The 11,654-nt window shown below is 68.7% G+C and carries 9 protein-coding genes; 5 read left to right on the top strand and 4 right to left on the bottom strand.

Annotation, left to right across the window (positions count from 1 at the left end; translation table 11 throughout):
- Nucleotides 1–69 precede the first annotated feature (69 nt).
- From QFZ52_RS08950 to QFZ52_RS08935, 4 genes are all read right to left on the bottom strand, one after another.
- Entirely contained in the window at nt 70–1,059 is a 990-nt protein-coding gene (locus QFZ52_RS08950; protein ID WP_307497268.1) for an ABC transporter substrate-binding protein, read from the bottom strand.
- 14 nt (nt 1,060–1,073) lie between these two features.
- Nucleotides 1,074–3,131 (bottom strand): ABC transporter permease, encoded by a 2,058-nt coding sequence (locus QFZ52_RS08945; protein WP_307497267.1) that lies wholly within the window; start codon nt 3,129–3,131, stop codon nt 1,074–1,076.
- Nucleotides 3,128–4,135, bottom strand: a complete 1,008-nt coding sequence (locus QFZ52_RS08940; RefSeq protein ID WP_307497266.1) for a quaternary amine ABC transporter ATP-binding protein — start codon at nt 4,133–4,135, stop codon at nt 3,128–3,130. Before QFZ52_RS08940 ends, QFZ52_RS08945 begins: the two co-directional genes overlap by 4 nt.
- A 291-nt stretch (nt 4,136–4,426) precedes the next feature.
- Nucleotides 4,427–5,083, bottom strand: a complete 657-nt coding sequence (locus QFZ52_RS08935; protein ID WP_307497265.1) for a GntR family transcriptional regulator — start codon at nt 5,081–5,083, stop codon at nt 4,427–4,429.
- Nucleotides 5,084–5,208: 125 nt separating this feature from the next.
- On the opposite strand from QFZ52_RS08935, the gene glyA reads away from it, so the two are divergent.
- From glyA to QFZ52_RS08910, 5 genes are read left to right on the top strand one after another with little or no spacing between them, the layout of a single operon-like run.
- Complete coding sequence (gene glyA, locus QFZ52_RS08930; protein ID WP_307497264.1) at nt 5,209–6,501, top strand: serine hydroxymethyltransferase; 1,293 nt, start codon at nt 5,209–5,211, stop codon at nt 6,499–6,501.
- The gene (locus QFZ52_RS08925) at nt 6,501–7,718 is read left to right on the top strand and encodes a sarcosine oxidase subunit beta family protein (RefSeq protein ID WP_066210620.1); all 1,218 of its coding nucleotides are present in this window, start codon (nt 6,501–6,503) and stop codon (nt 7,716–7,718) included. The genes glyA and QFZ52_RS08925 overlap by 1 nt, the downstream gene beginning before the upstream one ends.
- A 21-nt stretch (nt 7,719–7,739) precedes the next feature.
- Nucleotides 7,740–8,033 (top strand): sarcosine oxidase subunit delta, encoded by a 294-nt coding sequence (locus QFZ52_RS08920; RefSeq protein WP_066210618.1) that lies wholly within the window; start codon nt 7,740–7,742, stop codon nt 8,031–8,033.
- A complete protein-coding gene (locus QFZ52_RS08915; RefSeq protein ID WP_307497262.1) occupies nt 8,030–11,002 on the top strand; it encodes a sarcosine oxidase subunit alpha family protein in 2,973 nt (990 codons plus the stop codon). The genes QFZ52_RS08920 and QFZ52_RS08915 overlap by 4 nt, the downstream gene beginning before the upstream one ends.
- On the top strand, nt 10,995–11,654 hold the full coding sequence (locus QFZ52_RS08910) for a sarcosine oxidase subunit gamma (RefSeq protein WP_307497261.1): 660 nt from the start codon (nt 10,995–10,997) through the stop codon (nt 11,652–11,654). Before QFZ52_RS08915 ends, QFZ52_RS08910 begins: the two co-directional genes overlap by 8 nt.

The following is an 11,654-nucleotide window of genomic DNA, read 5'->3' as shown; positions in this document are numbered from 1 at the left end:
CGCTGCTCTCCATTCTGTTGATGTGGCGAACCCGGGGCGGAGCCGAGGACGGCTCCGCCCCGGGGACGTTTATTTGAGCCAGGCCGCCACCTTGTCCGGGTTGGCGTCGATCCACTTCTTGGCCGCGGCCTCCGGGCTCATCCCGTCCTTCGCGATGTAACCGGCGACGGCGTTCTGGTCCTCGTTGGTCCACGTGAAGTTCTTCACCAGCTTGTAGGCCGGGCTCCCGGAGGAGGCGAACTTGCTCGAGGCGATCTTGTTCAGCTCGTACTTCGGGTAGTCACAGGCCACCTTCGCGGCGTCGGCGTCGCAGCCGGCCGTGTAGGCGGGCAGGTTGACCTTCACCAGCGGCACCTCGTTGAGGAACCACTGGGGCTCGTAGAAGTAGCCGAGGAGCGGGGTGTGCTTCTGCTCCGCCTGACGGAAGGCCTGGATCAGGGCGGGCTCACTGCCCGCGTAGACCACCTTGAAGTTCAGGTTCAGGTTCTTGACCAGGGCCTCGTCATTCGTGACGTAGGAAGGGTCGCCGTCGAGCAGCTGTCCCTTGCCGCCCGACTCCGAGGTCTTGAACAGATCGGCGTACTTGTTCAGGTTCTTATAGTCCGTGATGTCCGGGTACTGCTTGGCCATCCATGGCGGAACGTACCAGCCGATCACACCGGTGTTGCCGGTGGGTCCGGCGTCCACCGCCGTCTTCTGCTGCTTGATGTACTTGTCCGTCAGCTCGGGGTGGCCCCAGTTCTCCAGGACGACGTCGACGTCACCGCTGCCGAAGCCCTGCCACGCGACTTCCTCTTTCAGCGTCTTGTAGTTGACGGTGCAGCCGAGCTTCTCCTTGGCGACCGTGCCGACCACATAGGCGTCCGCCTCATACCCCACCCAGGGGTTCACGGCGACGTTGAAGGCGCCGCAGGCCGCGGCCGCTCCGGACGAGGAACCCGCCGAGGAGATGTCCCCGCCGCAGGCCGTGAGTCCGAGCAGGCCCGTCATGAAGACCGCGGCGAGGGCCGTGTTCCTCAAGCGTGCTGCGCCCCCACGCTGGTGATTCGTTTTCTTCATGGCATTTTCCTTTGTCAGTCCCGGCCCAGACGGGCCGCGGTGTATTTGGTGATGCGGTCGAGCATGACGCCCAGTGCGGTGATCGAGATGCCTGCGGCCAGACCCTTGCCGAAGAGCTGGGACTGCGAGAAGCCGGCGACCACGAGGTACCCGAGTCCGCCGCCGCCCACCAGACCGCCGACCACGACCATGGACAGCACGTAGAGGAGGCCCTGATTCGCGGCGAGCACGACGGCGGAGCGGGACATGGGCAGCTGAACCTTGGAGATCATCTGCCAGGAGGTGGTGCCCATCGACTCGGACGCCTCCACCGTGACGGGGGAGACTCCCCGGATCCCGTCGGCCACGAGCTTGGTGGCGATGGGCACGCCGTAGCAGAACGCCGCGATGATGGCGGTGAAGCGCGTCGGTCCGAACAGGGCCAGCGCCGGGACCAGGTACACGAAGGACGGGATGGTCTGGAGCGCGTCCAGCACCGGCCGGATGACTGAGTCCACCACCTTGCTCCGCCCCATCCAGACGCCCAGCGCCATGGCCGCGATGATGACCAGGAGGGTGGCCACCAGGGTGGTGGCCAGGGTCTTCATGCTCTCGTTCCAGAGACCCGTTCCGAGGATGACCGCCTCGCAGACCAGCGTCACGGCGGCGGCACGCATCCCGCCGAGGGCCAGTGCGACGCCCAGCAGGACGATCACCATGACCCACCACGGGGCCTGCGCCAGGAGGGACTGCAGTGGGTCCACCAGAAGCGCCGTCACGGTGTCCTTGAGCCAGCCGGTGAAGCCGGCGAAGGTGGAGACGATCCACTGCGTGGCGGCGGAGATGGCGTTGGCCAGCGGAGTTCCGAGGTCCGGGGAGGACGGGAACTTGGCGAGCGCCAGGTAGTTGTGCGAGAGGTACACGGCGATCGCCGCCACGACGGCTCCCGCGGTCACGAGGATGCGGCGCTTGCGCGGTCCGGGCATCAGGCCCGAACGGGAGCGCTTCTGGAAGCGGGCGGCGACGGCGGAGCGCTCGGAGGCGGCCGTCGTCGTGCGGTCCAGCATGACGGCCATGAGGACGATGGCCAGGCCGGAGACGAACGCGCCGCCGACATCCAGCGACTGCAGGGACTGGAGGACCGGCTGGCCGAGGCCTGGGCCATTGATCAGGGCCGCGATGGTCGCCATGGAGAGGGCGGCCATGGTGCATTGGTTGATGCCGACCACGATCGTCCGCCGGGCCATAGGCAGCTGCACTTTGACGAGCGTCTGCCAGGCGGTGCCGCCCATGGAGGTCACGGCCTCGAGGGTGGTCGGGGAGACGTTCCGGATGCCGTGTTCGGTGATGCGCACCAGGGGCGGCAGGGAGTAGATGATGGTCGTGACGATCGCCGCGGCCGGGCCGATGCCGAACACCAGGGCCAGCGGCGCGAGGTAGGCGAAGGACGGCAGCGTCTGCATCAGGTCCAGTACGGGGGTGAAGACGGCGGACGCCCGCTGGCTCCTGGCCATCCAGATGCCGAGGGGCAGACCGACGATCGCGCAGAGGATCACCGCCACGAAGGTGACGATCAGGGTGTCGATGCTCTGCTGCCAGTAGCCGAAGAAGCCGAAGAGCAGGACGCAGATCGTGACCAGGATGGTGGAGCGGAGCCCCGCGAAGGTGTAGGTGAGCCAGGCGAGGAGCGCCACGACGCCGAGCCAGCCCACTTCAGGGACGGGCCGCGTCGCGCTTCCCTGACTGAACAGGCTCTGCAGCCCTGTGACGAGGCCGTTGACGCCGTTCGTGATGGGCTGCACCACGTACTGGAAGAACGCCGACGTGTCCCGGGCCGAGTCGAAGGCGTCCCGGACGCTGTTGAGCCACAGGTGGATGTCGGTCTTGTCCGCGCCGCCGATCTCCAGGGTCTGGGTGCCCTTCAGCAGGGCCCAGAGGATCAGCCAGAGGACGACGACGGCGACCAGCAGCGTCCTGCGCCAGTGCCGCCGGAGGCTGCCCAGAAGAGAGTCGGCGGGCGCCGCTGCGGCCGTGGCCGGGCTTTCGGAGGCGGGACCCGCCTGGCGTTCCGGAGCGCTGGTGGACGTGCTCACGGGGCTTCCTCGGCCACGACCACGCGCAGGATGTCATCGTCATCCACAACGCCGAGGAAGTCCTCGCCGTCGAAGACCCGGACCGGAAGCGAGGAGTGGAGCACCTGGCGGGCCGCGGAACGGACCACCTGGTCCGCCTGCATGATGGGACCGTCCAGCGCTTCGCCGGGGCGCGGCTGCCGGACCACGTAGCGCAGGGTCAGGACGTGGGAGCGGGGCACTTCGGAGACGAAGTCGCGGACGTAGTCGTCGGCCGGATTGGCCACGACCTCGGCGGGGGTGCCCACCTGGACGATCTCGCCGTCGCGCATGATGAGGATGCGGTCCCCGATCTTCAGAGCTTCCTGAAGGTCGTGGGTGATGAAGACCATGGTCTTGCCCACCTCTTCGTGAAGGCGGACGACCTCGTTCTGCATGTCGCGGCGGATCAGGGGGTCCAGTGCGGAGAACGGTTCGTCGAAGAAGAGGACCTCGGGATCGACCGCGAGGGCGCGGGCGAGCCCGACGCGCTGCTGCATGCCGCCGGAGAGCTGGTCGGGGAAGGACTGCTCGTAACCGGACAGTCCGACGAGCTCCACCATCTCCTGGGCCCGCGCCTGGCGGACCGCCTTGGACTCACCGCGGACCTCCAGTCCGTAGGCGACGTTGTCGATGACCTTCCGGTGCGGCAGGAGGCCGAACTGCTGGAAGACCATCGACATGTGCTTGCGGCGCAGCGTCCTGAGGTTCGCCTTGCTCGCCTGGGTGACGTCCTCGCCGTTGATCGTGACGCGGCCGGCAGTCGGTTCGATGAGCCGGGTCAGCAGGCGGACCAGGGTCGACTTGCCGGAGCCGGAGAGACCCATGATGACGAACACTTCGCCGCGGGCGACCTCGAAGGAGATGTCCTTCACGGCGGCGAGACATCCGGTCTGGCTGAGAAGCTCCTGACGGCTGAGATCCGCCTGGGCCGTGCCCATGATCTTGTCCGCTTTCGGACCGAAGATCTTCCACAGTCCTTCCACACGGAGAGCGGTGTCTTCAGAGGCTGGGGCGGATCTTCCGGCAGAGGATGGTTCCGCGGTGGCCACAGTGTTCACGTCGTTCTCCTTAGCGGTTGCGGCCTCCGATTCAGGTCATCGGAGGCAACTGGAAGCAACATGCACAACTGTGACGCAACTCATATATCAGCGTCAAGGGTTCGCGGTGTAAACACTGCGTTGCGTCGAGAAGTCCGGGGAGGTGACCGTTCGCGCCGGCCGGAGCGGCGCGGAATTCCGGGGGAGGGGCCGTCGGCCCGCCGTTCGCGGAGCCGCTCAGAGGACCTTGCGGATCTCCGTCTCGAAGTCGGTGACGTGCGCCAGGGCGAGCTCGGCCGCGCGGTCGGCGTCGCCGTCGACGATCGCTTGCAGCAAGGCGGCGTGTTCGACGATGTGCCCCGACAGTCCGGGCAGGCGCTCGATCACGAGGCACCAGATGCGGGTGGAAAGGTTGTCGTAGCGGATCAGGACGTCTTCCAGGTGGGGGTTGCCCGCGGCCCGGTAGATGAGGCGGTGCACCGCCATGTCCAGGCGCATGAGCTCGCTCTGCGCGTCCCCCGATTCGTCGACGGCGAGGAGCCGTTCGATGACGTCCTTCATCTCCTGCCGCACGGCGGGGGTGGCGTTCTCGGCGGCGCGGCGCGCGGCGACGGGCTCCAGCACCGAGCGGATGTCCCAGATGGCGGCGAGCTCCGTGATGTCCACGCTCGTGGCGAAGGTGCCGCGCCGGGGATAGGAGACCAGGAGATGATCGGTTTCCAGGCGTTTGATCGCCTCGCGCACGGGCGTGCGGCCCATGCCGAGCTCGGCTGCCAGGAGTCCGTCGTTCAGGGGCTCGCCGGGCCGGATGTCGAGCATGACCAGGCGGTCCTTGATCGTCTCGTACGCCTGGTCTGCGAGGGACCGTCCTGCGACTCCCGGATCCGCTGTCACGTCAGTCCTTCCTTTCCTGATGGATCGTCGTTGACATCTTCTCAGACCAACGCGATACTCGTCTTAGAACTCTGATATATCAATTAGATACTAGCCATCAGAGACCAGCCTTGTGAGGAGACCAGATGACCGAGGTTCTGACGCGTTCGCTCGCCGACACCGATCCCGACGTCAAGGCGGCCATCGACCGGGAACTCCTGCGCCAGCAGGGGACCCTGGAGATGATCGCCTCCGAGAACTTCGCGCCGCTCGCGGTCATGGAGGCTCAGGGATCGGTCCTCACCAACAAATACGCCGAGGGGTATCCCGGAAAGCGCTATTACGGGGGTTGCGAGCACGTCGATGTCATCGAGCAGCTGGCGATCGACCGCGTCAAGGCCCTCTTCGGCGCGGAAGCCGCCAACGTCCAGCCCCACTCCGGGGCCCAGGCCAACGCCGCCGCGATGTTCGCTCTCCTGGATCCGGGAGACACCATCCTCGGCCTCTCCCTGGCTCACGGTGGCCACCTCACGCACGGCATGAAGATCAATTTCTCCGGCAAGCTGTACCAGGTGGTGCCGTATGAGGTGAACCGGGACACCCTGCTGATCGACATGGCGGAGGTGGAGCGCCTGGCCCTGGAGCACCGCCCCAAGCTCATCGTCGCCGGGTGGTCCGCCTACTCCCGCCAGCTGGACTTCGCCGAGTTCCGCCGCATCGCGGACCTCGTGGGCGCCTACCTCATGGTGGACATGGCCCACTTCGCCGGTCTGGTGGCCGCCGGCCTGCACCCGAATCCGGTGCCGTACGCCGACGTCGTGACCACCACGACGCACAAGACCCTCGGCGGCCCGCGCGGCGGCGTCATCCTCAGCAAGGAGTCGTTGGCCAAGAAGATCAACTCCGCTGTCTTCCCCGGCCAGCAGGGCGGCCCGCTCGAGCATGTGGTGGCGGCGAAGGCCGTGGCCTTCAAACTCGCTGCCGAACCCGCCTTCCGCGACCGCCAGCAGCGCACCCTGGAAGGGGCGCAGATCATCGCCCGCCGCCTGCTGGCCGACGACGTCGCTCAGGCCGGCGTCTCCGTGGTCAACGGGGGCACCGATGTGCACCTCGTCCTGGTGGACCTCCGCAACTCCGAGCTGGACGGCCAGCAGGGCGAGGACCGCCTGCACCGGATCGGCATCACGGTCAACCGCAACGCCGTGCCGTTCGACCCGCGACCGCCGATGGTCTCCTCCGGTCTGCGCATCGGCACGCCGGCGCTCTCCGCCCGCGGCTTCGGCGCCGCCGAGTTCACCGAGGTGGCGGACATCATCGCCGCCGCCCTGAAGCCGGACTTCAGCGACGAGCTCGCCGAGGAACTCAGCGCCCGCGTCCGCGTCCTGGCGGACAAGCACCCCCTCTACCCGAACCTGAACGCCGAGAACGGAGCGCTCTGATGGCGGATCTGCTGCCCGAACACCCGGATTTCCTCTGGCGGAACCCGGACCCCAAGCCCTCCTATGACGCGATCATCGTCGGCGGCGGCGGGCACGGTCTGGCCACCGCCTACTACCTCGCCAAGCACCACGGCATGACGAACATCGCCATCCTGGAACGCGGCTGGCTCGCCGGCGGCAACATGGCCCGCAACACCACGATCATCCGTTCCAACTACCTCTGGGATGAGTCGGCGGCCATCTACGAGCACTCCCTGCGCCTCTGGGAGGCCCTGCCGGAGGAGCTGGAGTACGACTTCCTGTTCAGCCAGCGCGGCGTCATGAACCTGGCCCACACCCTCCAGGACGTGCGGGAGTCCGTGCGGCGCGTGGGCGCCAACAAGCTCAACGGGGTCGACGCCGAATGGCTGGAACCGGAGCAGGTCAAGGAACTCTGCCCCATCCTGAACATCGGCCAGGACATCCGCTACCCGGTCCTCGGCGCCACCTACCAGCCGCGCGCCGGCATCGCCAAGCACGACCACGTGGCCTGGGCCTTCGCCCGCAAGGCCGACGAGCTGGGCGTGGACATCATCCAGAACTGTGAAGTCACCGGGTTCCTGAAGGACGGCAACCGCGTGGTGGGCGTCCAGACCAGCCGCGGCACCATCCACGCCGGCAAGGTGGCCCTGTGCGCCGCCGGGCACTCCTCGGTGCTCGCGAAGATGGCCGGCTTCGATCTGCCGATCCAGTCCCACCCCCTCCAGGCCCTCGTCTCCGAGCTGCACGAGATCGTCCACCCGACCGTCGTGATGTCGAATCACGTCCACGTGTACGTCTCCCAGGCCCACAAGGGCGAGCTCGTGATGGGCGCCGGCATCGACTCCTACAACGGCTACGGCCAGCGCGGCGGCTTCCACGTCATCGAGGAGCAGATGGCCGCCGCCGTCGAACTGTTCCCGGTGTTCGCCCGGGCTCATCTGCTCCGCACCTGGGGCGGCATCGTGGACGTCACCCTGGACGCCTCGCCGATCGTCGGCAAGTCGCCCGTGGAGAACCTGTACGTGAACTGCGGCTGGGGGACCGGCGGCTTCAAGGGGACCCCGGGCGCCGGCTGGACCATGGCCCACACGATCGCCACGGACGAGCCCCACGCGCTGAACGCCCCGTTCGCCCTGGAGCGCTTCGAAACTGGCGCACTCATCGACGAGCACGGCGCGGCCGCCGTCGCTCACTGACCCCACGAAAGGAGCCGAGCCATGCTGCTCATCACCTGCCCGAACTGCGGGCCGCGCGACGAGACCGAGTTCCATTACGGGGGACAGGCGCACGTCCCGTATCCCGAGGACCCCAGCGCCCTGAGCGACGCCGAATGGTCGCGGTACCTGTTCTACCGCGAGAACCCCAAGGGCCTGTTCGCCGAGCGCTGGGTCCACAGCGCCGGCTGCCGCAAGTGGTTCAACGCCCTCCGCGACACCGTGACGTACGAGTTCAAGACCATCTACACAGGGGAGAAACCCCTCACCGCCGGCGCGAAAGGAGACTCCCAGTGAGCACCGCAGAGTCCGCCCAGCCGTTCCGCCTCCCCGCGGACCGGGCACCGCACGCCCGCATCTCCCGTGAGGACACGCTCCGCTTCACAGTGGACGGCGCCGAGTACACCGGTCACGCCGGTGACACGGTCGCCTCCGCGCTGATCGCCCACGGGGTGGTCGAAGCGGCGCCGTCCCTGTACCTGGGCCGTCCCCGCGGCATCCTGGCCGCCGGGGTCGAGGAGCCCAACGCCCTGCTCAAGGTCAAGGACCGGGGCGCCGGCGGCGTGGACGAGTCCATGCTCCCCGCCACGATCGTCGAGCTGACGGACGGTCTGGACGCCGAATACCTGTCCGGCCTCGGCAAGCTGGATCCGCGCAAGGATGAGGCCTACTACGACAAGAAGCACGTCCACACGGATGTCCTGGTGATCGGCGCCGGCCCGGCGGGCCTGTCCGCCGCACGTCAGGCCGCCGCCACCGGCGCCCGCGTCATCCTGATCGACGACCAGCCCGAGCTGGGCGGTTCGCTGCTCTCGGCTCCCGGCGAGACCGTCGACGGCGTGCCCGCACCCGAGTGGATCGCCGCGGCCGCCGCGGAACTCGCCGCAGCCGAGGAGGTCACGGTGCTGACCCGCACCAACGCCTTCGGCTCCTACGACTCCAACTACGTGATCGCCCTGGAGTCCCGGACCGATCACCTCGGCTCGGAGCGCGCCCGCGAGCTGGACGCCCAGGGCGTGTCCCGGCAGCGGCTCTGGCACATCCGGGCAGGCCAGGTCGTGCTTGCGACCGGCGCCCACGAGCGGCCGCTCGTCTTCGCGGACAACGACCGTCCCGGCATCATGCTCGCCTCCGCGGTGCGCACGTACCTCAACCGGTACGGTGTGGTGCCCGGCAGCCGGGCCGTGGTCTTCACCACGAACGACTCCGCGTACGAGACGGTCCGTGACCTGGCGTCCGCCGGGGTTCCCGTGGCGGCCGTCGTCGACGCCCGCCCCGAGAAGAGCGACGCCGCCCTGACCGCCGAGGCGGCCGGCGTGCGGGTGATCAGCGGGGCCGCCGTCTGCGGCACCGAGGCGGAGGGGGAGACCGGCCGCGTGAGCGCCGTCGTCGTCCGCTCGCTCGATGCCGACGGCTCGCTGAGCGGCGAGCCCGAGCGGATCGAGGCTGATCTCCTGGCCGTCTCCGGCGGCTGGAGCCCGGTGGTCCATCTCTTCAGCCAGCGGCAGGGCAAGCTGCGCTGGGACGAGGAACTGGCCGGATTCGTGCCGGCGAGCACGGTCAAGGCGCAGCAGATCGTGGGCGCGGCCCGCGGCTCGTACCGCCTGGCGGACTGCGCGTCCGAGGGCGCCCACGCCGGCGCCGTGGCAGCGTTCAACGCCGGCTTCGTGACCGAGGCCGGAGCGCACGCGTCCGCCCTGTCCAGCCACGCTCCGTCCGCCGCCGCGCCGACCCGCCAGCTCTGGCTGGTGCCCGGATCCGAGGGCGGCCCGGGGGAGTGGAAGACCCACTTCGTGGACCAGCAGCGGGACCAGAGCGTGGCCGACGTCCTGCGCGCGACCGGAGCCGGCATGCGGTCCGTGGAGCACATCAAGCGCTACACCTCGATCTCCACGGCCAACGACCAGGGCAAGACCTCCGGCGTCAACGCCATCGGCGTCATCGCCGCGGCCCTGAAGGACGCCCAAGGCGGGGTGCCGGAGAACCTCGGTTCCATCGGCACCACCACCTTCCGCGCCCCCTACGCACCCGTGGCTTTCGCGGCCATGGCCGGACGGAAGCGCGGCGACCTGTTCGATCCGGAGCGGATCACCTCGATCCACCCCTGGCACGTGGCCCACGGCGCCGAGTTCGAGTTCGTCGGCCAGTGGCTGCGCCCCTGGTACTTCCCGCAGCCGGGGGAGTCGATGGACGAGGCCGTGCTCCGCGAGTGCCGGGCCGTCCGCGAATCGGTCGGTTTCATGGACGCCACCACGCTCGGCAAGATCGAGATCTGGGGCGCCGACGCCGGCGAGTTCCTGAACCGCATCTACACCAACGCGTTCAAGAAGCTCGCGCCGGGCATGGGCCGCTACGGCGTCATGTGCGGCCCGGACGGCATGATGTTCGACGACGGCGTGACCCTCCGCCTCGACGAGGACCGCTTCTTCATGACCACCACCACCGGCGGGGCCGCGAAGGTCCTCGACTGGCTGGAGGAGTGGCACCAGACGGAGTGGCCCGGCCTGGACGTCAACTTCACGTCCGTCACGGAGCAGGTCACCACGGTGGCCGTCGTCGGCCCGAAGTCCCGCGACGTCATCGCCAAGGTCGCCCCCGGGCTCGACGTGGACAACGACGCCTTCCCGTTCATGGCCTGGCGCGAGACCACCCTGGCCTCGGGCATCCCCGCCCGCGTCTGCCGGATCTCCTTCTCCGGCGAGCTGGCTTTCGAGATCAACGTGGCCACCTGGTACGGCCTGCAGGTCTGGGAGGATGTGGCGGAGGCCGGAGCCGAGTTCGGGATCACCCCGTACGGCACGGAGACCATGCACGTGCTCCGCGCCGAGAAGGGCTACCCGATCGTCGGCCAGGACACGGACGGCACGGTGACGCCGCAGGACGCCGGCATGGAGTGGATCGTCTCCAAGGCGAAGGACTTCGTGGGCAAGCGCTCCTACGCCCGGATCGACACCGCGCGCACGGACCGCAAGCACATGGTCTCGTTGCTCCCGGTGGACCACTCCTTCCGGCTGCCGGAAGGCACGCAGGTGGTGGAGCAGGGCATCTCGCTCAACCCGGCGTACGGCCCGGTCCCGATGCTGGGACACGTGACCTCCAGTTACCACTCGGCCGCGCTGGGACGTTCCTTCGCGCTGGCTCTGATCAAGAACGGCCGGAACCGCATCGGCGAGAAGCTCACCGCCGTCGCCGGGGACCGGATCGTGGAAGTCCTGGTCGGTGACACCGTCCTTTACGACCCTGAAGGGAAGCGCCGTGATGGCTGAGATGATTTCCGAGGCAACCCTGGCCGACGTCGCGAGCCTGCGGCGCAGCCCTGCCGCGCAGCTCGCGGAGGCCTTCGCGGCCGCCGGTGTGGCCGGCGAACGGGGCGTGACCCTCCGGGAGATCCCGTTCCTGACCCAGCTGGGCCTCCGTGCCGTGCCGGGATCCGCTGCGGCCGCGGCCGTGGAGGCGGCGCTGGGCTTCCCGCTCCCGTCCGGTCATGGGAGCACGACGGCGGGTGGCGGCTACACCGTCCTGTGGATCGGCCCCGACGAGTTCCTCGCGGTGGGTGACGAGAGCACTGCCGGCCTGGATCGCGGTCCGGCGGAGGCGGGACGTCTCGCCGCGACCCTCGGCGAGCCGGGCTCCCGGCTGCCGGGCGCCGTCGTCGACCTCTCGGCGAACCGCACCACCTTCGAACTGAGCGGTCCGAGCGCCCGCCTGGTCCTGGAGAAGGGCGTCTCCTTCGATCTGCACCCGCGGTCCTTCCCCGCAGGTCAGGCGATCGTCACGGTGCTGGATCACGTTCCGGTCCTGGTGTGGAAAACGGGCGCGGAGACGTTCCGGGTGCTGCCCCGGGCGTCGTTCGCCGATCATGTGGGCCGCTGGCTCGTGGATGCGATGCGCGAGTTCTCCGCGCCGGAGGTGTACTGA

This window comes from Arthrobacter woluwensis, from assembly GCF_030816155.1.
Classification (GTDB): domain Bacteria; phylum Actinomycetota; class Actinomycetes; order Actinomycetales; family Micrococcaceae; genus Arthrobacter_E; species Arthrobacter_E woluwensis_A.
The sequence above is the reverse complement of the archived record's forward strand: the minus strand, read 5'-3'. Positions and strand labels throughout refer to the sequence as shown.

Coding starts and splice junctions, on each gene's coding strand:
- QFZ52_RS08950 (WP_307497268.1), bottom strand. CDS start 1,059: ATGAAGAAAACGAATCACCAGCGTGGGGGCGCAGCACGCTTGAGGAAC.
- glyA (WP_307497264.1), top strand. CDS start 5,209: ATGACCGAGGTTCTGACGCGTTCGCTCGCCGACACCGATCCCGACGTC.
- QFZ52_RS08925 (WP_066210620.1), top strand. CDS start 6,501: ATGGCGGATCTGCTGCCCGAACACCCGGATTTCCTCTGGCGGAACCCG.
- QFZ52_RS08920 (WP_066210618.1), top strand. CDS start 7,740: ATGCTGCTCATCACCTGCCCGAACTGCGGGCCGCGCGACGAGACCGAG.
- QFZ52_RS08910 (WP_307497261.1), top strand. CDS start 10,995: ATGGCTGAGATGATTTCCGAGGCAACCCTGGCCGACGTCGCGAGCCTG.